The sequence below is a fragment of the Ramlibacter paludis genome, assembly GCF_022012305.1.
Taxonomy (GTDB): domain Bacteria; phylum Pseudomonadota; class Gammaproteobacteria; order Burkholderiales; family Burkholderiaceae_C; genus Ramlibacter; species Ramlibacter paludis.
Window position 1 is genome coordinate 105,552 of sequence record NZ_JAKLTM010000006.1, and the last position, 21,658, is coordinate 127,209.

Below are 21,658 nucleotides of genomic sequence, written 5' to 3' on the forward strand. Positions count from 1 at the left end.
TTAAGAATTTTTACCAGTGTTGCGTAAATGCAGCATGAAAAGCGTGAAATCGTTAGCAGAGGGCCGGCGATTTCCAGGCGTAGCCGCCAAAGGCCGCTTCATTCGATCTTCGCGCCGGACTCCTTGACCACCTTGGCCCATTTCGCAGTTTCGGCCTGGATGGTGGTGGCCAGCGCCTCGGGCGTGCCGGGATTCGGCTCGAGCCCCAGCTTGGCAAGCTTTTCCTTCACGTCCGGCATCGCCAGCACCTTGAGCGTCTCGGCGTTGATGCGCATCTGCACCTCGCGCGGGATGCCGGGCGAACCGAGCAGCGCGAACCAGGAAGTGGCTTCGAAGCCGGGCAGGCCCGATTCGGCGATGGTGGGAATGGAAGGCGCGGCCGGCGAGCGCTGCGCACTCGTCACCGCGATCGCCTTCAGCTTGCCCTCCTGCACCAGCGGCAGCGCCGAGGGCATGTTGTCGAAGATCATCTGGATGCGCCGCCCAGCAGGTCGGGGATGGCTTCGGCGCGGCCCTTGTACGGCACGTGCTGCATCTTCACGCCGGCCAGCGTGTTGAACAGTTCGCCGGAGAGGTGGATGGAGGTGCCGCTGCCCGAGGAGCCGAAGAACAGCGGCTGCTTCCTGGCCAGCTCGATCAGTTCCTTGACGTTGTTGGCCGGCACGTCCTTGTTCACCACCAGCAGGTTGGGCGTGGCGGCCAGGAAGCTGATCGGCGTGAAGTCGCGGATGTTGTTGTACGGCATCTTCTCGTACAGCGACGCGTTGATCGCGTGCGTGCCGACCGTGCCGACCACCAGCGTGTAGCCGTCACCCGGCGCCTTCGCAACGATGTCGGCGCCGATGTTGCCGCCGGCGCCCGGCTTGTTGTCCACCGTCACCGCCTGGCCGAGCGCGGCCCACTTCTCCGCCAGCACGCGCGCCAGCGTGTCCGGCGCGCCGCCGGGCGGGAAAGTGACCACGATGCGGACCGGCCGCGCCGGCCACGCCTGCGCCTGCGCCTGCGCGGCGGTGAAGGGGATGGCGGCCAGCAGTGCCGCGGCCAGGAAAAGGGGGATTCGACGCATGGTGCTTGTCTCCGGTGGCATGCAAACATTCTGCGGGGCCCGGGGCGCCGCTGGAATGCTCCATTCCCCGATGCCCTATGCTGGCGGCCATGCAGCCGCCGCCCTTACCCGCCCCCGAAGAAATCGCGCTGCTGGAGCCGTTCGAGCGCATCGGCCTCGACCGCATCGAACTGGTCGCCAGCGTGAGCCAGGCCGAGGCCGCCGCCGAGCTCCTGCTGGCCGAACCGGTCTGGGGATTCGACACCGAATCCAAGCCCACCTTCCAGGCCGGCGAGGCCTCGGACGGGCCGCACACGGTGCAGCTGGCCGTGCTCGACCGCGCCTACGTGTTCCAGCTGCACGAGCCCGGCTGCCGCGCGGTGGCCGGCGAACTGCTGGCCCGGGGCGGCATCGTCAAGGCCGGCTTCGGCCTGCACGACGACAAGCGCCGCATCACCCACAAGCTCGGCGTCGAGCCGCAGGACGTGCTGGACCTGGACACGGTCTTCCGCTCGCAGGGCTACCGCCGGCAGATGGGGGTGAAGGCCGCGGTCGCGGTGCTGTTCAACCGGCGGCTGTTGAAGTCCAAGCGGGCGGCAACCTCGAACTGGGCGAGCCGCCAGTTGACGCCGGCGCAGGTGCTCTACGCCGCCAACGATGCTTGGGCGGCGCTGCGCGTGTATCACGCGCTGGGCGGCGTCACTGGATCATCCGCATGATCCGCGAGAACAGGTCGTTCACCACCTGCTGAACCGGGTCGGGCGCGGGCTGTTCGCGCGGCTTCGGCCGCGGCCGCGGAATGTCGAACTCGGCGCGCGAATCGATGGCACGCACGCGCAGGGCCTGCCCGAAGAAATCGCCCACCATCGGCAGCGCGCTCCGCGCGCCCGGTCCCCAGGCGTCGCCCAGCGTGAGGCGGCTGTCGTCGAAACCGACCCAGGCGCCCGCCACCAGCTGCGGATGCATCAGGATGAACCAGCCGTCGGTGTTGTCCTGGGTGGTACCGGTCTTGCCCGCGACGTCGGCCTGGATGCCGTAGCGGCTGCGGATGGCGGCGCCCGTGCCTTCATCCACGACCCCGCGCATCACGTTCACCAGCTTCAGGGCCTGTCCGCGCTGCATCACCTGCTGCGGCTTGGGAATCACGAAGGTCGCCAGCAGGTGCCCCTTGCGGTCTTCGACCGCGGTCACCAGCTGCGGCTCGCCGAGGTAACGCCCGTTGTTGGCGAGCGAACCATAGGCCGACACCATCTCGCGCAGCGTGACGGGACTGGTGCCAAGGGCCAGCGAAGGCACGGCTTCGAGCTTGCTGTCGCGCACGCCCAGCGAGTACGCCAGCTCCGCGACCCGCGCGGCGCCGACCTTCTGCACGACCTGCGCCGTGATGCTGTTGCGCGAGTGGACCAGGCCGTCGCGCAGCGTCATCGGCTGGTTGGTGGGCGGCGTGGCATCGCGCGGGCTCCAGACCGAGCCGCGGTCGCGGATCTCCACCTGCTGGTCGATGAAGGTGTCGTCGGGGCTCATGCCGCGCTCGAAGGCCACGCCGTAGACGAAGGGCTTGAAGGTGGAGCCCGGCTGGCGCCGCGCCTGGTTGACGTGGTCGAACTGCGCCTGCGTGAAGTCGGCGCTGCCGACCCAGGCACGCACCTGCGCGCTGCGCGGATCCAGCGCGAGGAAGCCGGCCTGCACCAGCGCGCGCTCCTGCCCGCGCGGGCGCGCGCGGTCGGCGGCGTCCTGCAGCGTGCGCACCTGGCGCGCCACGGCCTGGTTGGCGGCGCGCTGCAGCCGCGCGTCGATGGTCGTGCGGACCACCAGGCCGTCGGCATAGATGTCGTAGTCGGCGCGGTCGGCCCAGGCGATCAGCCACTTGCGCAGGTGCTGCGCAAGGTGCGGCGCGATCCCGATCGGCTCCTGCTGGCGCTCGAAGTCCACGCGCAGCGGCCGCGCCGCCAGCGCCTGGCCGCGGTCGGGCGCCAGCTTGCCGCGCTTCACCATCTGCGCCAGCACGGTGTTGCGCCGGTCGCGCGCGCGCTCCGGATTGAGCACCGGGTTGTAGTAGCTGGTGCCCTTGAGCATGCCGATCAGCGTGGCGCTTTCCAGCACGTCGAGCTTGTCGGCCGACTTGTCGAAATAGGTGCGCGCGGCCATCTCGATGCCGAAGGCGTTGTAGAGGAAGGGCACCGTGTTGAGGTAGACCTCCAGGATCTCCTGCTTGGAGTAGATCGCCTCGATCTTCAGCGCGGTGATGGCTTCCTTCACCTTGCGCGTGATGCTGGCCGAACGGCCGATCTCCTCGGGAAAGAGGTTGCGCGCGAGCTGCTGCGTGATGGTCGAGCCGCCCTGGCGGTTGCCGCGCAGCGTGTTCCAGGCCGCCCCCAGCGTGCGCCGCAGGTCGAGGCCATGGTGTTCGTAGAAACGGTTGTCCTCGGTGGCGATCAGCGCGTCGATCGCCGACTTGGAGATGCGTTCGAGCGGGACCCACTGGCGGTTCAGGCGGCGGAACTCCGCCAGCACCACGCCGTCGGCGGACATCACCACCGTGGGCACCTCGGACTTGGCCTTGCGCAGGTCCGCGATGCTGGGCGTGAAGGGGATCAGCACCAGCACGTAGGCGAGCAGCAGCGCCGGCAGGACGAAGGCGGAACGGACGGGATGGCGGCGCACCAGGGCCACCAGCTGCCGCCAGCGATCGGCGGCCCAGGCACGGGCCTGCGCGAGGGCGGGAGTCATGCCGTGCAATCTAGTGAGGCCGGCGGCTCAGCCGTGTAGGACGCGGGCTTGAGCAGGCCAATCATCCGCCCGCCCGCTTGACCTTCCACCCGCGCTGCTGCAGCAGGGCCACGACCTTGTCGACGTGGTCGCCCTGCACTTCCACCGTGCCGTCCTTCACCGTGCCGCCGCTGCCGCAGGAGGCCTTCAGGTCCTGTCCGAGCTTGAGCAGGCCCGCTGCATCGACCGGGGCGCCGCGCACGATGGTGACCGCCTTGCCGCCGCGGCCCTTGGTTTCGCGCTGCACGCGCACGATGCCGTCGGCCGAGGCGATGGGCGCGGCGGCGGCGCTGCGGCAGCTGCACTGGGCGACGGGACGGCGGCAGACGGGGCACATGCGGCCGGCCTCGGTCGAATAGACCAGGCCGCCGGCGGCGGAGCGGTTTTTCATGGGCTGCATTGTCGCGGGTCGCGCGACGACCCCGCCAAATGCGCGTCAGCGCAGCCGCACCGCCTCCGGCATGTTCTCGCCCAGCTGCGTGGCCTTGTTGCGCCAGGCATTGGCTTCGGAGCTGTCCTTGCCGACGCTGCCCTCGCCCTTGGTGTAGATCTCGTACAGGCGGCGCGCGGCGGGCCCGCTGCCGGCGTTGGCAGCCTGGCGATAGGCGCTGACGGCGGCGGCCATGTTGCCGCTCTGCTCGGCCGACCGCGCCTGGGCCAGCAAGGCAGACGCGCTCGGACGCTCGGCGGGCGGCGGTGCGGGTGCCGGCGTGGGGGCCGGCGCGGGAGCCGGCGTCGGCGCGGGGGTTGGTGCGGGCGTGGGCGCCGGTGTGGGGGCCGGCGTGGGCGCCGCAGCCGGTGGCGGCGGCGCGGGCGTCGGTGCCGGCGCGGTGGCCGGCGGCGGCGCCGTCGGTCCCGCCTTCGGGGCCGGGGTAGGCGCCGGCGTCGGTGCGGGACGCGGCGTCGGGGCCGGCGTCGGCGCAGGCGTGGGAGCCGGCGCCGGGGCGGCGGGACGCGCCGGTGCGGGAGCGGGCGTCGGCGCGATGCTCGCCGGCGGCGGGGCAACGGGCGCCTGCGCCGGCGGCCGCGGCGCGGGCGTCGGCGTGGTCAGCTTGGCCTGCTGCTCGTCGGCCGGCTGGGTGGCCTCGGTTTTCGCGGACTCGGTCTTGCCCGAACCCATCATCATCTTCACGCCGACCCCGATCGCACCCAGTGCGACGACGCCGGCGATGGCGACCGGCACCATCTTCGACTTGGGCTTGGCGGCCGGCTCGTCTTCGTCGTCGACGCGGCGGGCCACCGGCGCGGCCGGCACGGCCGGGGGTGCCGGCGGACGCAGCTTCGCCTCGGCCTCGGCGCGCTCGCGTTCGCGGCGGCGCGCCTCCTCGGCCTCCTTCTTCGCGTCGTCGATCGCCTTCTGCTTGGCGTCGGCGGCTTCCTTCAGGCGCGCGGCCTCGAGGGCACGCTGCTGCGCCAGGCGCTTGTCTTCCTCGCGCCGCCGCGCCTCGACGGCCTCCTTCTGCCGCTGCTCTTCGACCTTGCGGTTCTCGGCCGCCTGGCGCTCGGCTTCGAGCCGCTTCGCCTCTTCCTGCTTCTTCGCTTCCGCCGCCTGCTGGCGCGCCTTGGCTTCCCGCTCCTGCGCTTCGCGCTTCGCGGCTTCCTCGGCCTGGCGCTTCGCTTCGGCGTCGCGCTTTTCCTTCTCGATGCGGAAGGCCTCGGCCTCGGCGGCCAGGCGCTTCGTCTCTTCCTGCTTCCTGGCTTCCTCGGCCGCCTTGCGGCGCGCTTCGGCTTCGCGCTGCTCCTGCTCGATGCGCTTGGCCTCCGCCTCGGCGGCCACGCGGCGCGCTTCTTCCTGCCGCTTCGCCTCCGCCTCCGCGGCCGCGCGGCGCGCGTCTTCCTGGCGCTTGGCCTCCTCGGCCTGCCGCCTGGCTTCGGCTTCGCGCTGCGCTTCCTCGATGCGCCTGGCCTCCGCTTCGGCGGCGATGCGGCGCGCTTCTTCCTGCCGCTTCGCCTCTTCCGCCGCCTGCCGCTGGGCCTCCTCGGCCGCCTGGCGCTGCGCTTCCGCTTCGCGCTGCTCGGCCTCGATGCGGCGCGCTTCCTGTTCGGCCTCCGCGCGCTTGGCGTCCTCGAGCCGGCGCCTTTCCTCGGCGGCCTGGCGCTTGGCAGCCGCCTCGCGTTGCATTTCCTCGTCTTCCTTGCGGCGCGCCTCGGCCAGGCGCGCCGCCTCGGCCTGGCGTGCGGCTTCGGCCTGCCGCGCCGCTTCCGCCTGTCGCGCCGCCTCCGCGGTGGCACGGGCCTGGGCATCGCTCAGGTCGGCGGGCCGCGCGCTGGTGTCGGACTGGCGCGCGACGACGGCGCCCGCCTTGGCCTCCTCGATCACCTTCAGTGCCGCCGGCGAAATGACCGCGGGCGCCGAGGCAGTCACCACGGCGCCGGTGTTGCTCAGGCCCAGGCCGCTGGCCGACGACGGACCGCCCGGCAGCGAGGGCATCTGCGAAGGCAGGCGCGTCTCTTCGTCGGCGCCTACGGTGCCTTGCCCGGTCCCCTGCCCCGTGCCGGTGCCGGTACCGGTGCCCTTGTTGCTGGCATCCGGGTCCCAGCCCAGCTTGCGCAGGCGGCGCTGCGCCAGCGCGGCGAACTTGCCGTTGGGGAAGCTCTCGACGAAGGTGACGAAGTCATGGACGTCGTCGGAGTCCTTGATGTCCTTCCAGTACTCGAGCTCCAGCTCGAGGTTGATGGACGAGGCCTGGCTCGCGGCCGTCTCCGGCGGCTTGGGGGCGACGGTCGGCGGCGGCGCCGTGGACGACACCGAGGGCGGCCCGGCGCCGGTGGCGCCTACGCGCTGTCCCGCGGACTTCAGGGCCAGGGCGAACTCGCGCGCCGAGGAGAAGCGCTCGTCGCGGTTCTTCGCCAGCGCCTTGGCCACCACGGCGTCCATCGCGCGCGGCAGCTTGGGGTTGTGGTACGAAGGCGGCGGCGGCAGCGTGTTGACGATCTGGTGGATCACCGCGAACGGGTTGTCGCCGTCGAACGGCCGCACGCCGGTGAGCAGTTCGTACAGCACCACGCCGGCGGCGAACAGGTCGGAGCGCGCGTCGACGCGCTGGCCCTGCGCCTGCTCCGGCGACATGTAGCGCGGCGTGCCGATGCCGGCGGCGCCCACCTGGGTGCGGTTCGCCGCGTCGGGGTCCTGGATGCGCGCCACGCCGAAGTCCATCAGCTTGACGCGGCCCTTCTCGATCAGCATGTTCCCCGGCTTGACGTCGCGGTGCACGATGTTGTTTTCGTGCGCGTGGTCCAGCGCGGCCAGCAGGTCGAGGATCATCGACACCACCATCGCCGTCGAGAAGTGCTCGCCCTGGTCGAGGTGGTGCTTGAGGTCGTCCCCGTCGATGAACTGCATGACCAGGTACGCGACTTCCTCGTCGCGCCCGAAGTCGAAGATCGGGACGATGTTGGGGTGCAGCAGGCGCGCGGCGGCCAGCGCCTCCGTGCGGAAACGGAACTCGTATTCCTCGGCGGCCTTGGGGTCCAGCTTCTCGACGATGATCGTCTTGATCGCCACGTGCCGCTGCAGCACGGGGTCGTGGCCTTCGTAAACCAGACCCATCGCGCCCTTGCCCAGGGTGCGGATGATCTCGTAGCGGCCTAGCTTTTTACCGGTCACAGGGTGGTGATGCGTGGACTGCGCGCCGCCACAGTTTAAGGTCTGGCGCAAGGCCGCACCATGCGGGCGGCCAAATAAGTCACGCAGGCGTCTGCGACGCCTCCGTGGAAACCCCCGCCGGCGCAGGGCCGGACGGGGTGGTGGGTGCCGGCCTTACTGGCAGTTCGGCTCGTTGCGGCGCTGTTCGTCCAGGCAACGCGGCTCGCGGATCAGGAGGCTCGGGAAGCTCAGGGGCGCCACCACCGCATCGAGCGGCAGGTTGCCGAACATCACCAGGTTCTCCAGGCCGAGCAGGCCGGCGTCGGCGCGCTGCTGCATGCGCAGGAAGCGCGCGATCTCGGAATAGATCGACGACACCGCGCTCACGCTGAAGCCCAGCACGCGGGCGGTGACGACGTCCGTGCCCACGTTGCCGGCGATCCAGTAGTTCTTGGACACCGGGTTGACGCCCGTGATCACGATCGACGGCGTCTGCGGGTGGATGTACATCGGGTCGTCCGGCGTGTTCAGGCTGCCGTCCGGCGAGATGGTCACGTCGATCTTCTCGGTGGCGATCACGCCCGGCGAGCCGTTGGTGATGGCGATGTCGGAGTCCTCGAACTTGATCGTCGGGGACACGACCGTCAGCAGGCGCACCGGCGACAGCTGCGGCGTGTTGATCACCAGGTTGGCCGGCGACTGCAGCGTGACCGAGGCGGTGGGCGCCACCTGCATCTTCGCCACGGTCAGCGTGCTGGCGCTGGTGTCGAGCAGGTTCACGGTGGTGGAGTTGCCCGCCACCGAGACGCTGCCGGCGAAGTCGCCGCGCACGTCGAGGTTGCCGTCCAGCGAGAAGGTGGTGTTGTTGCCGATGCTGCTGCCGGTGTTGGTGGCCGAGATGCCGCCCGGGCCGGCGGTGAGGGTCGCATTGGCCGCCGTCACCAGTGCATCGTTGTACACCTGCCCCGCCGAGCCGGTCGTCGTCAGCGTGCCGCCGTTCACCACCGTGCGGCCGCCCGCGTCGGTGGTCAGGCTGGCCAGGTTCACCGCGCCGCCGAAGGTGGTGTCGGCGCCGCTGTTGGCCGTGACCGCCACGTTGCCGGTCAGCGTGCTGCCGAAGGTGATCGGGCCGCTGCCTGCGTTGAACGTCGTGTTGCCGCCCAGGGTGACCGCATCGCCGTAGTTCTGGCCGGCCGCGCCGCTGGTGGTCACCGAGCCGCCGTTGATGGCGGTGGTGCCGCCGCCGCCGGTGGCCAGGCTGGCCAGCGCCGTGGTGTTGCCGACCGCACCGGTGAAGGTGGTCGCACCCGCGGTGTTGACCGTCAGCGCCTGCGTGCCGTTGACCGTGTTGGCGAAGGTGATCGCGCCGCCGCCGGTGCTGGTCGCCGTGACCGGGCCGGTCAGGTTGACCAGCTCGTTGTAGGTCTGGGCGCCGCTGGTCGTGACGTTGGCGCCGAGGTTGACCGTGCCGTCGGCGTTGGTCGTCACGGAGGCCACGTTGACCGCGCCGTTGAAGGACGTCGCCGTGTTGCCCGTGCTGTTCACCGTCAGCGCCTGGGCGCCGCCGATGGTGCTGCCGAAGGTCACGCCGGCGCCGGTCAGCGTCGTGGCTGCGCCCAGGGTCACCGCGTCGCCGTAGTTCTGCGCGCCGGTGGTGGTGACGGTGCCGCCGTTGATCACGGTGCTGCCGTCGGCGTTGGTCGTGACCGAGGCCACGTTCACCGCGCCGTTGAAGGTGGTCGCCGTGCCGCCGGTGCTGTTGACCGTCAGCGCGTTCGCGCCGCCTACCGTGCCGTTGAAGGTCACGCCCGCGCCGGTCAGCGTGGTCGCCGCGCCCAGGGTGACCGGGTCGCCATAGGCCTGCGCGCCCGTCGTGGCCACGGAGCCGCCGTTGATCACCGTGCTGCCGTCGGCGTTGGTCGCCAGGGAGCCGATGCTGACCGCGCCGTTGAAGGTGGTCGCCGTGCCGCCGGTGGTGTTGACCGTCAGCGCCTGCGCGCCGCCGACCGTGCTGCCGAAGGTCACGCCCGCACCGGTGGCCGTCACCGCGGCGGCGAGGGTCACGGCGTCGCCGTAGTTCTGCGCGCCGGTGGTGGTGACGTTGCCGCCCAGGCTGGTGGTGCCGCCGGCATTGGTCGTCAGCGAACTCAGCGCCGTGGTGTTGCCGACCGCGCCGCCGAAGGTGGTGGCGCCGCTGGTGTTGGCGGTGAGGCTGACGGCGCCGTTGACCGTGTTGCCGAAGGTGATGGCGCCGGCTCCGGCGTTCAACGTCGTATTGGCGCCGAGCGTCACGGCATCGCCGTACACCTGGCCGGCCGCGCCGGTCGTGGTCACCGAGCCGCCGTTGATGGCCGTGGTGCCGCCGGCATTGGTGGCCACCGAAGTCAGCGCCGTCGTGTTGCCGACTGCGCCGGCGAAGGTGGTCGCGCCGCCGGTGTTCACGGTGAGCGCGCGCGCGCCGTTGACCGTGTTGGCGAAGGTGATGGCGCCGTTGCCCGTGCTGGTGGCCGTCACGTCGGCCGCCAGCGTCACGGCATCGCCGTAGCTCTGCGCGCCGGTGGTGGTGACGTTGCCGCCCAGGCTGGTGGTGCCGCCCGCATCGGTGGCCAGCGAGGCCAGCGCCACGCCGGAGCCGACGGTGCTGCCGAAGCTCGTCGTGCCGGCCGTGTTGACCGTCAGGGCCTGCGCGCCTGCGGTCGTGCCGTTGACGGCGCCGGTGATGCCGATGGCGCCGCTGCCGGTGCTGGTCAGCGTCGTATTCGCCGCCAGCGTCACGGTGTTGCCGTAGCTCTGGGCCCCCGCGGTCCTCACGTTGCCGGTGAGCGTGGTCGCCCCGGACACGCTGAGGAACTCGAGCGGCGTCGCGGCGCCGACCGTGCTGCCGAAGCGGGCCGGGCCGGTGATGGTCAGCGACTCGGCACCGGCCGTCGTGCCTTCGACGGTTCCGGTGAAATCGGCCCCGGCGCCAGTCAGCGCAACGTCCGTGCTCAGGACCACGTTGTCCCCGTAGGTCTGGAAGCCGGTCGTCGTGATGCTGGCGTTGATGTCGGTGGTGCCGCCGCCGTTGGTGGTCAGGCTGGCCAGCGGCGTGGTGCCGCCCACCGTGCCCAGGAAGCTGGTGAGGCCGCCGGTGGTGACCGTCAGCGCTTGCGCGCCGTCGACCGTGTTGTTGAACGCGATCGCGCCGTTGCTGGTGCTGGTCGCCATCACCGGGCCGGTCAGCGTGACCGCCTCGCCCCAGGTCTGGCCGGCCACCGTGGTGACGTTGCCGCCCAGCACGGTGCTGCCGCCGGCGTTGGTGGCGATGCTGGTGAGCGGCGTCGTGCCGCCGACCGTGCCGAAGGTCGTCACGCCGGTGGTATTGGCGGCCAGCGAGAAGGCGCCGTCGAGCGTGCCGCCGAAGGTGATCGCGCCCGCGCCGGCGTTCAGCGTCGTGTTCGCACCCAGGGTGACGTTGTCGCTGTAGACCTGGCCGGCCGCGCCGGTGGTGGTGACCGAGCCGCCGTTGATGGCGGTGGTGCCGCCGCCGTTGGTGGCCAGGCTCGTCAGCGCGGTGGTGTTGCCGACCGCGCCGGTGAAGGTGGTCGGGCCCGCGGTGGTCACGGTCAGCGCCTGCGCGCCGTTGACCATGCTGCCGAAGGTGATCGCGCCGCCGCCGGTGCTGGCCGCCGTGACCGGGCCGGTCAGGTTGACCGCGTCGCCGTAGGTCTGGGCGCCGCTGGTGGTGACGTTGGCGCCCAGGTTGGTGACGCCGTCTGCGTTGGTGGCCAGGGACGCGATGTTGACCGCGCCGTTGAACGTGGTCGCCGTGCCGCCGGTGCTGTTGACCGTCAGCGCCTGCGCGCCGCCGACCGTGCTGGCGAAGGTGACGCCTGCGCCGGTCAGCGTGGTCGCCGCACCCAGCGTCACCGCGTCGCCGTAGTTCTGTGCGCCGCTGGTGGTGACGGTGCCGCCGTTGATGACCGTCGTGCCGTCGGCATTGGTCGTGACCGAGGCCACGTTGACCGCGCCGTTGAAGGTCGTCGCCGTGTTGCCGGTGCTGTTGACCGTCAGCGCCTGTGCGCCGCCGACCGTGCTGCCGAAGGTGACGCCGGCACCGGTGAAGGTGGTCGCCCCGCCCAGCGTGACCGCATCGCCGTAGTTCTGCGCACTGGTCGTGGTCACCGAGCCGCCGTTGACGACGGTGGTGCCGTCGGCGTTGGTGGTCAGCGAGCCGACGTTGACCACGTTGTTGAAGGTGGTCGCCGTGCCGCCCGTGGTGTTCACGGTCAGTGCTTGCGGGCCGCTGACGGTGCCGTTGAAGGTGACGCCCGCGCCGGTCAGCGTGGTGGCCGCGCCGAGCGTGACCGGGTCGCCGTAGGTCTGCGCGCCCGTGGTCGTGACGCTGCCGCCGTTGATGACGGTGCTGCCGTCGGCGTTGGTGGCGAGCGAGGCGATGTTGACTGCGCCGTTGAACGTCGTCGCGGTGCCGCCGGTGGTGTTGACGGTCAGTGCCTGCGCACCGCCGACGGTGCTGCCGAAGGTGACGCCGGCGCCCGTCAGCGTGGTGGCCGCACCCAGCGTGACGGCATCGCCGTAGTTCTGCGCGCCGGTCGTGGTGACGGTGCCGCCGTTGATCACGGTGCTGCCGTCGGCGTTGGTCGTGACCGAGGCCACGTTGACGGCGCCGTTGAAGGTCGTCGCCGTGTTGCCGGTGCTGTTGACCGTCAGCGCCTGCGCGCCGCCGACCGTGCTGCCGAAGGTGACGCCGGCACCGGTGAAGGTGGTGGCCCCGCCCAGCGTGACGGCATCGCCGTAGTTCTGCGCGCCGCTGGTGGTGACCGAGCCGCCGTTGACGACGGTGGTGCCGTCCGCATTGGTCGTCAGCGAGCCGATGTTGACCACGTTGTTGAAGGTGGTCGCCGTGCCGCCCGTGGTGTTCACGGTCAGGGCTTGCGGGCCGGTGACCGCGCCGTTGAAGGTGACGCCAGCCCCCGTCAGCGTGGTGGCCGCACCGAGCGTGACGGGGTCCCCGTAGGTCTGCGCGCCCGTGGTGGTGACGCTGCCTCCGTTGATGACGGTGCTGCCGTCTGCATTGGTCGTGACCGACGCCACGTTGACCGCGCCGTTGAAGGTGGTCGCCGTGCCGCCGGTCGTGTTGACCGTCAGCGCCTGCGCGCCGCCGACCGTGCTGCCGAAGGTGACGCCGGCGCCCGTGAAGGTGGTGGCCGCGCCCAGCGTGACCGCGTCCCCGTAGTTCTGAGCGCCGCTGGTGGTGACCGCGCCGCCGTTGACTGCGGTGGTTCCGCCTCCGTTGGTGACCAGGCTGGTGAGCGGCGTCGTGTTGCCCACGGCGCCGGTGAAGGTGGTCAGGCCCGCGGTGGTCACGGTCAGCGCCTGCGCGCCGTTGACCGTGCTGCCGAAGGTGATCGCGCCGCCGCCGGTGCTGGTCGCAGTCACGGGGGCGGTCAGGTTGACCGCATCGCCGTAGGCCTGCGCGCCGCTGGTGGTGACGTTGGCGCCGAGGTTGGTGACGCCGTCGGCGTTGGTGGCCAGGGACGCGATGTTGACCGCGCCGTTGAACGTGGTCGCCGTGCCGCCGGTGGTATTGACGGTCAGTGCCTGCGCACCGCCGACGGTACTGGCGAAGGTCACGCCGGCGCCGGTCAGCGTGGTCGCCGCACCCAGCGTGACCGCGTCGCCGTAGTTCTGTGCGCCGCTGGTGGTGACCGTGCCGCCGTTGATGACCGTCGTCCCGTCGGCGTTGGTCGTGACCGAGGCCACGTTGACAGCGCCGTTGAAGGTCGTCGCCGTGTTGCCGGTGCTGTTGACCGTCAGTGCCTGCGCGCCGCCGACCGTGCTGCCGAAGGTGACACCGGCGCCCGTCAGTGTCGTCGCCGCACCCAGCGTCACCGCGTCACCGTAGTTCTGTGCGCCACTGGTGGTGACCGTGCCGCCGTTGATGACGGTGGTGCCGTCGGCGTTGGTCGTCAGCGAGCCGATGTTGACCGCGCCGTTGAACGTGGTTGCCGTGGCGCCAGTGGTGTTGACCGTCAGCGCCTGCGGTCCGCTCACCGTGTTGCCGAAGGTCACGCCCGCGCCGGTGGCCGTCACGGCAGCTGCCAGCGTCACCGCATCGGCGTAGTTCTGCGCGCCGGTGGTCGTCACGTTGCCAGCCAGGCTGGTTGTGCCGCCGCCGTTGGTGGTCAGCGTGGCGAGCGGCGTGGTGGCGCCGACAGTGCTGCCGAAGGTGGTCAGCCCGCCGGTGGTGACCGTGAGGTCTTCCACGCCGGCCGTCGTGCCGTCGACCGTGCCGGTGAAGGTGATGGCGCCGTTGGCCGTGCTGGTGAGCACGGAGTCGGCTGCCAGGACCGTCGCACCGCCGTAGGTCTGGCCGCCGGCGGTGGTGACGTTGCCCGTGATCGTCGTGCCGCCGCTGGTGCTGACGAATTCCAGCGGCGTGGTGGCGCCGACGGCGCCGCCGAATGTGGTGCTGCCTGCAACCGTGGTCAGCGACTCGGTGCCGGCCGTGGTGCCGTCGACCGTGCCGCCGAAGCTCACTGCGCTACCGGTCAGCGTGACGTCGGTGGTCAGGACCACGTTGTCCGTGTAGGTCTGCGCGCCGGTGGTGGTGACGCTGGCATTCAGGTCCGTGATGCCGCCGCCGTTGGTGGTCAGGCTGGTCAGCGGCGTGGTGCCGCCGACCGTGCCGGCGATCGTCGTCAGGCCGGAAGTGGTGACCACCAGCGCCTGTGCGCCGTCGACGGTGCCGGTGGCGGCGAAGTTGATCGCCCCGCCCCCGGTGCTCTGCACGGTCACGTCGTTGGTCAGCGTCACGGCGCCGGTGTAGTCCTGCTGGCCGCTCGTGGTGACGTTGCCGCCCAGGCTTGCCGCGTTGGTGGCCAGCGAAGCCGCGCTGATGTTGGTGCCGTTGGACGTGGTCAGGCTGTTGAAGCCCGTGGCCGCGCCGGCCACCGTGACCCCGCCGGTGGCGGTGAGCGAAAGGTTGTTGGCGTTGCCGCTGAGCGTGCTGGAGTAGCTCACCGCGCCGCTGCCGGCATTGACCGCGACCGGACCGGTCAGGGTCACGGCGCCGACGTAGCTGACGTTGTCGTTGCTCGTCGTCACGTCGCCCGTGGTGTTGATGCCGCCCGCCCCCGTGAGCGTGACGGCGTCGCCGGCGGTGATATCGCCTGCCGCGGCGATGTTCAGCGCGCCGGCGTTGGTGGCGATCGCAACCTGGCCGGTGCCGGAATTGACGGCCGCCGTGACGTTGAGCGCGCCCGCGTTGGTGAAGCCGAAATTGCCGTTGGTGGTCACCGCACCGAGGTTGGTGACGCTGTTCGCGTTGGTCAGCGCCACCGAACTCCCGCCGTTGACGGTGACGGTGCCGGCGCTGAGCGTCGTGCCGGCGTTCTGCGTGACCGCGCCGGAGAGGTTGTCGGTCCCGGCCCCGCCGATGACGACGGTGCCGGTCGCCCCGGTGGAGACGTCGCCGAGCACGGCCGTGGTCGCGTCGATGATCCGCACCGCGGTCGCAGAGTTGCTGGTCGTGGTGATCGAGCCGGCCAGGTTGATCGCGCCGTCGTTGCCGTCGATGGTCACGTCGCCTGTGCCGCCGTCGATGCCCGTGCCGACTTGTTGCGTGACCCCGGTGCCCGCCAGTGTGACTCCCGTCCCGGACACGTTGCTGTTCACCGAAAGCGCGCCGGTCGTGGTAACCGACACCGGGCCCGTGCCGCCCGTGACCGCGCCGGTGATCGACAGCCCGCCGGCATCGGTCATCGTGAAGCCGCCGCTGGTGGTGAAGCCGTTGAGCAGGGAAGCATCACCCGTGATCGTCGCGGTGGTGCCGGCGAAGCCCGTCAAGGTGGTCGTGGCGACGTCCGCGGTGATGCTGCCGGAGGCCGTCACCAGGTTCACGGCAGCGCCGGACAAGGTGCCGGCCGTGCGCGTGATGGTGTCGTCCGCGTTCAGGTTGGCGGTTCCGGTGCCGGCTGCCACGTTGGCACCGATCGCGATGTCGCTGCCCGCGCCGGTGGCCGAAAGCGCCACGCCGTTGGCCCCGCTGACGGAGTTGTTCACCGCCAGGGTGCCGCCGCTCGTTGCGATGCTGACCGAGCCGGTGGTGTCCTGGACGCCGCCGCTGATCACCAGGCCGCCGCCCGCATCGCTGAACTGGAAGCCACCGCTGCTGACGGTCGGGCCCAGGTTGGTGACGGTGTTGGCGTTGGTCAGGTTCACGGTGCTGCCGGCCGCAACCGTCAGGGTGCCGGTGTTGATCACCGTGCCGCCGCTTTGCTGCACCCCGCCGTTCAGGCTGTCCACGCCCGCCGTCCCGAGCCGCGTCGTGCCGGTGGCGCCCGTGGTGATGTTGCCGAGCGTGGCAAGGGCGTTCGCGTCCAGGATCTGGACCGCCGTGGCACTGTTGCTGGTGGTGACGATGGAGCCGGCGAGGTTGAAGCCGCCGTCGTTGGCGTCCAGCAGGACGTCGCCCGAGCCGCCATTGATGGTCGTGCCGGCGGACTGGGTCACGCCGGTGCCGGCCAGGCTGACGCCGACGCCGCTCACGTTGTTGCCCACGCTCAGCGCGCCGCTGGTGGTGAGGGACACCGGGCCGGCGCTGTCCGCCACCACGCCGGAGACCGTCAGGCCGCCGACATCGTTGAGGGTGAAGCCGCCCGCGCTGGTGACGTTGCCCAGGACCGTGATCGCGTTCGCGTTGGGCAGCGACACCGTGCTGCCGCCGTTGACTTGCAGCGTGCCGGCGCTGATGGTGGTCGTGCCGTTCTGCGTGACCGCGCCGGAGAGGTTGTCCCCCAGGGCCCCGCCCAGCGTGACGACGCCCAGCGCACCGGTCGTGATGTTCCCCAGCGCCGCGGTCGTGGAGTCGATGATGCGGACCGCGGTGACGCTGTTGCTGGTGGTGGTCAGGGCACCGGCGAGGTTGATGGCGCCGTCGTTGCCGTCCACCAGGATGTCGCCTGCTCCGGCGTTGACGGTGCTGCCCGCGGCTTGCGTGACGCCCGGGCCGATGAGGCTCACCCCGGTGCCGGTGACGTTGTTGGCTCCCAGCACCAGCGGGCCGCCGGCGGTGGTGATGGACACCGCGCCCGTGCCGCCCGAGACGGCGCCGGTCAGGGTCAGGCCGCCGGTGCTGTCGTTCAGCGCGAAGCCGTTGGAACTGAAGGAGCCGAGGTTGGTGATGGTGTTGCCGTTGGGCGAGAGCAAGACCGAGCCGGCGGCCGAGCCGGTCAGCGTGTTGGCGTTGATGATGCCGCCCTGCGTGATGTTGCCGGCGGAGGTCAGCGTCAGCGTGCCGGCACCGGCATCCACGTTCTGCCCCATGTTGATGTCGCCCGACGTGTTGGTGGTCAGGTTGACGCCGAGGCCCGTCACGGGGGCGCTGATGCTCAGGTTGCCGCCCGCCGTGGCGATGGTGACCGAGCCCGGCGCGGAAACGCCCGTCCCGCTCACCACCAGGCCGCCGGCCGTGTCGGTGAAGCTGAAATTGCCGGTGGTCGCGCCGGAGCTGGCCAGGGTGTTCACCGTGTTGGCGGCCGTGGACAGCGCCACGTCGGTGCCGTTGACGGTCAACGTGCCGGCCGCGACCACGCCGGCAGCCGACTGGCTGACGGTTCCAGCGGCGCTCAGCACCGTTGCGCCGGAGGTGTTACCCACGTTGGCGTTCACCACGATGTTGCCGCCGGCCGTGGAAGTCAGCGTCGTGGAACCCGTGCCGGAGGCGTTTACCGCGCCCGAAACCGTGATGGTGCCGCCTGCCGTGACGTCGTAGGCGGCGCCGCCGGCCGCGCCGTTGACGACGCCGCCGACGGTGTTGAGCGTCACCGCGTCGGATTCGTTGACGAAGACGTCGCCGGTGGTGCGCGTGCGCGCGGCCAGCGTAGTGGCCTGGGTGTTGATTCGCGCGCCGGTGGCGCCGACGCCGGTCAGGCCATCGAGCACCACGGTCGGCGCGGCGACCGTGCCGCTGCCGCTGATGGCGCCAGCGCCGTCGACGTCACCGAAACCGGCCGTCAAGGAAGCCGTGCCCGCCGTGGAGGTCACCAGGGACCCGGCGCCCAGGACGATGTTGTCGCCGGCTTGCAGAATGACATCGCCGCCGGTGGACTGCACCGTGACGCCCGGATTGACCGTGAGGTCGTCGCCGGAGCCGGCGCTCTCGCCGGCGGTCACGGTAATGGTGCCCGCCGAAGTCATGTTCACGGCGATGGTGACCGGGCTGCTGGCGCTGAGGGTGACCGCACCACTGCCGCCGCTCGAGGCGCTCAGGCCGTCGAGCGACGCGACGGTCAGCGCGCCGCTGTTGGCGATGTTGACGCCGCTTCCTCCGGTGTTGCTGAAGGCCAGGTTGCTGACAGCCGTCTCCACCGGGTCCGCACTGGAGCCGATGCCTCCCGCGGAGCGGATGGCCAGGTTGGCCACGGTCAGGTCCGCGCCGACCGCATTGTTGTCGATCACGGCGGCGCCCGTGCGCAGCGACAACAGGCTGGCGCCCGCCGGGGAAATCGCCGCATTCACGAAGATGTTGCCGCTGGTTGCGGAGCCGATGTTCAGCGTGCCGCCGGTGGCGCTGACCCGGTCGATCTCGGCGTCGGTGAGGCTCAGTTCGCCCGCCACCTCGGTGCCCAGGCTGATCGCGCGGCCACCCGTGCGGTTCTGGAGAGAGACCGTCGGGCCGGACACCGTGCCATTCAACTGCATGTTGTCCGCGCTGACGGTGACGGCGCCGGCCGTGGTCGAGATGCTGGCGCCGCCGTTGACGGTGAAGCTGTCGGCGGCCACCGTGACGCCGTTGTTGGCCGTGGTCGCGCCATTGACGGTGATCGCGCCCGGCGAGGTGAGGTTCACCGAGTCGAAGCTGCCGCTCAGGTTGCTCGCCGCGGCCTGGACCGTATAGGTGTTGACGCCCGTGATGGCGCCGGTGCTGACCGTGCCCGTGGTGCCGGCATCGATGGTCAGGTTGTTCCCGTTGCCGGTGATCGCACCGGTCGTCACGTTGGCGCCCGTCGAAGCGCCACCGGTCGTATCGAGCGTGACATTGCCGGCCAGGTTGACGCTGTCGTTGAACGTCTGCGCACCGGTCGTGACGACTGTGCTCTTCAGGGTCGTGGAGCCGACCGCGTCCGTCGTGACCGAGCCAAGGGGAATGCTGTTGCCGACGGCACCGAAGAAGCGCGTCGCGCCCGCCGTGTTGATGACCAGGTTTTCCGTGGCCGCCGTGCCGTTGACGCTCTGGTTGAAGTCGATGTTGCCGCCGCTCACGCTGGTGAGCGTGCGGCTGGCCCCGACCGTCACGGCTCCGCTGTAGATCTGGCCGGCGTCGGTCGTCACGTTGCCGTTGATGGAGGTCGGGCCATTGGCCAGCAAGGCCTCCAGGGCCGTCGTGCTGCCGGCCGCCGCGTTCAGCACCAGGTTCGTGCCGGCGGCGCTGATCAGCGCCTGGCCCCCCGCGGTGACGCCGTCGACCAACCCATTGAACGTGACGGTCGTGCCCGTGAAAGTGATGTCGTCCTTCAGCGTCACTGCGCCGGTGTAGGTCTGGGTGCCGCTGGTCGTCACGTTGCCGCCCAGGCTGGCCGAGCTCACGCTGAGGCTCGTTGCGTTCAGCGTGGTGCCGTTGGTCGTGTTCAGGTTGTTGACGCCGGAAACGGTCCCCGCCGTAGCCCCGCTCGGCGCGGTCACGAGGAGGTTGTTCCCGTTCCCCGTCACGTTGCCGGCTGTCACGGTGGTGCCCGCCGTCAAGCTGACGGGTGCGCCCAGGCTCAACGGCCCGGTCAGGCTCACGCTCCCGTTGCTGGCCGTGACGTTGCCATTCAGGGTAAGGGTGCCGCCGCCGGTGGCGGCCAGTGCGACGCTTTCGTTGGTGGAAGTCGCCGAGCCGATGGTCAGCGGGCCGCCGTTCTGGGTCGTGATGCTCAGCGTGCCGGGCGCCGTGAAAGCCCCGAGGAACAGGCCGCCGCCCGTGTCGACGATCGTGAAGTCGTTGGTGGTGCCGGCGCCGAAGTTCGGGCTCAGCGAGCCGCTGAAGTCCGACCCGGTCACGTTGTAGTTGCCGCCAATCGTCAGTGCGCCCGTGGTCACCAGCCCGTTGACGGAGCTCAGCGTGACGTTGTTCGCGGTGAGCGAGCCCGTGGTGAGGGAAGTGGGCGCAGTGATCGAGAGGTCGTTGGCGCCGCCGGTGATGTTGCCGCTGTTGAACGTGGTGCCGGCGCTCAGCGTGGAATTGCCGGTCAGCGTGATGCCGCCGGTGTAGTTTTGTGCGCCCGTCGAGGTCACGTTGCCGCCCAGGCTGGCGGAGCTCGCGGAGACGCTGGTCGCGTTGAGGTTGGTGCCGACGGCGGTCGTCAGCACGTTGACGCCGCTCACCACGCCCGCGGTCGCGCCGCCAGGCGCGCTCAGGTCCATGGTGTTGCCGTTGCCCGTGACGTTGCCGAGGGAAACCGTATTGCTCGCCGTCAGCTGGGTGGCGCCGCCCAGGCTGATGGCGCCGGTGACGCCGATGCTGCCGCCGGTGACGGTCGAAGAGAAGGTATGCGGCGTCGAGCTGCCGTTGTTGGTGATGACGATGCCCGCCGTCCCGGAGTTCAGCGGAGCGTTCAAGGTGACGGCCCCGACGCCGCTTGCCGGCGCGGCCCCCGGATCGTTGGCCGAGAGGGTGATCGAGCCGTTGGTGGTGCTGACGCTGGCGTTGACGGCGATGTTGTTGCCGGCTTGCGCAGTGATGCCCGCACCGTTGACCGTCATCGCGATCGGGTTGTTGACCGTGATGTTGTTCTTGGCCTGCAGCGTGACCGTGCTCGGCGCCGAGTTGATGGTGGCCGAAGCGATGGTGACGTCGGATGCTGGCGTGTCCGAGAACTGGTCGACGTCACCCAGCGCGGCACCACCGACGTTGGACACGATGATGTTCAGGGGATCGAGCAGCCAGTTGCCTGTCGCGCCATGCGCTGCAGAAGTATTGACCGTGGTGGACTCGGCGACGACCAAATTCTCCTTGCCCGAGGTCTCCACCTTGCCGCCGTTGCCGCCGTTCGCGCCGCCCCTTGCGCTGATCGCGCCGCCGACCGCCGTATTCCCATCGGCCCACAGCACCACCGTGCCGCCGTTGCCGCTGTTCACCGCATCCGCGTTGATCGTCGCGCCCGTGGCCATGAAGGTCGACGACGCGTTCTGCGCTTCGCCCTTGCCCTGCCAGCCGCCGCCCACCAGCACCGTGCCGCCGCCGGCGTCGCCGCTGGCCGAGATGGCCGAAGTGGAGGCCAGGGCCACCTTGTCGCCGAGCACCTTGACCGTGCCGCCGCTCTCGCCGGCGCCGGTGCCGTTCGCCTGCAGCGAACCCGAGACGTTCACCACCCCTTGCGGGCCGCCGCTCAGCACGATCGTGCCGTTGCGGTTCTCCAGCGTGTTGGCGCGGATCACGCCGCTCTGGTTGATGACCGTGTTCAGCGTGTCGCCGATGGCCTTCGCCGACAGCGTGACGTTGCCGCCGTCGGCCGCGATGGCGCCGCTGTTGGCGATCGCGGCACCCACGGCGCCGCCGTCCACCGAGAAGGTCACCAGGCCGGCGCCGGAGGCGTCGACCGTGACGCGCGAACCGGCCAGCAGGCCGACCGCGCCGCCGGGCGCGTTGATGGTCCCCGCGTTGTTGACCGTGTTGCCCGCCAGCACGACATAGCCGCCATTGAGCGTGCCCTGGTTGGTGACGTTGCCGCCCGAGCCGCTGAAGCTGTAGCGGCCGGCAAGGAAGTCGGCGTTGCTCAGGGACAGTGTGGAGGCCACCAGGCCGCCCACGTTCACCGTTGCGCCCGGTGCGAACAGCACGCCCGCCGGGTTGACCAGGAAGACCTGGCCGTTGGCCGTCAGCGAGCCGTAGATGTACGAGAGGTCGCCACCCAGCACGCGGTTGAGCGACACCGAGGACGTGCCCGGCTGCACGTACTGCACCGACTGGCCCTGGCCGATCGTGTAGGTCTGCCAGTTCAGGATGGCCTTGTCGGTGCCCTGCGTCAACACCAGCGAATTGGCGTTGGGCGAGCTCGCCGTCGTCTGGCCGCTCTGCACCGACATGCCGGTCGGCAGCGCATGCGCCACCGGCGCGACGATGGTCGCCACCAGCGCCAGCAGCAGGTCGGAGAAGCGCCGGCCGCTGCGGATGCGGTAGGTCGCCTTGAGCTTGCGGGAGATCTGGACGATGACGGTGCGGATGGTGGCGCGGCCACCGCCGGCTTGTTTCGCGGCGCTCTGGGTGTTCATAC

5 protein-coding genes and 1 pseudogene are annotated in these 21,658 nt (G+C 70.8%); 1 reads left to right on the forward strand and 5 read right to left on the reverse strand.

Going from position 1 to position 21,658, the window contains the following annotated elements; translation table 11 throughout:
- Positions 1–98: 98 nt before the first annotated feature.
- Positions 99–1,087, reverse strand: a pseudogene (locus LZ009_RS20110) (Bug family tripartite tricarboxylate transporter substrate binding protein).
- Positions 1,088–1,155: 68 nt separating this feature from the next.
- Here LZ009_RS20110 and LZ009_RS20115 point away from each other — a divergent pair.
- Positions 1,156–1,764, forward strand: a complete 609-nt coding sequence (locus tag LZ009_RS20115) for a 3'-5' exonuclease (RefSeq protein WP_275699758.1) — start codon at positions 1,156–1,158, stop codon at positions 1,762–1,764.
- Here LZ009_RS20115 and LZ009_RS20120 read toward each other — a convergent pair.
- The 4 genes from LZ009_RS20120 to LZ009_RS20135 form a co-directional block, all read right to left on the reverse strand.
- Complete coding sequence (locus tag LZ009_RS20120) at positions 1,745–3,775, reverse strand: penicillin-binding protein 1A (RefSeq protein WP_275699759.1); 2,031 nt, start codon at positions 3,773–3,775, stop codon at positions 1,745–1,747. The genes LZ009_RS20115 and LZ009_RS20120 overlap by 20 nt on opposite strands.
- 61 nt (positions 3,776–3,836) lie before the next feature.
- The gene (locus LZ009_RS20125) at positions 3,837–4,205 is read right to left on the reverse strand and encodes a translation initiation factor Sui1 (RefSeq protein ID WP_275699760.1); all 369 of its coding nucleotides are present in this window, start codon (positions 4,203–4,205) and stop codon (positions 3,837–3,839) included.
- Positions 4,206–4,250: 45 nt separating this feature from the next.
- Positions 4,251–7,421: a serine/threonine-protein kinase gene (locus LZ009_RS20130; protein WP_275699761.1), complete on the reverse strand. Its 3,171-nt coding sequence runs from the start codon at positions 7,419–7,421 to the stop codon at positions 4,251–4,253.
- A gap of 153 nt (positions 7,422–7,574) precedes the next feature.
- Positions 7,575–21,656: a beta strand repeat-containing protein gene (locus LZ009_RS20135; protein ID WP_275699762.1), complete on the reverse strand. Its 14,082-nt coding sequence runs from the start codon at positions 21,654–21,656 to the stop codon at positions 7,575–7,577.
- Positions 21,657–21,658: the final 2 nt, after the last annotated feature.

What these genes read in the sequence shown, in the direction of transcription:
- LZ009_RS20115 (WP_275699758.1), top strand. Translation starts at nt 1,156, where the DNA reads ATGCAGCCGCCGCCCTTACCCGCCCCCGAAGAAATCGCGCTGCTGGAG.
- LZ009_RS20120 (WP_275699759.1), bottom strand. Translation starts at nt 3,775, where the DNA reads ATGACTCCCGCCCTCGCGCAGGCCCGTGCCTGGGCCGCCGATCGCTGG.
- LZ009_RS20125 (WP_275699760.1), bottom strand. Translation starts at nt 4,205, where the DNA reads ATGAAAAACCGCTCCGCCGCCGGCGGCCTGGTCTATTCGACCGAGGCC.
- LZ009_RS20135 (WP_275699762.1), bottom strand. Translation starts at nt 21,656, where the DNA reads ATGAACACCCAGAGCGCCGCGAAACAAGCCGGCGGTGGCCGCGCCACC.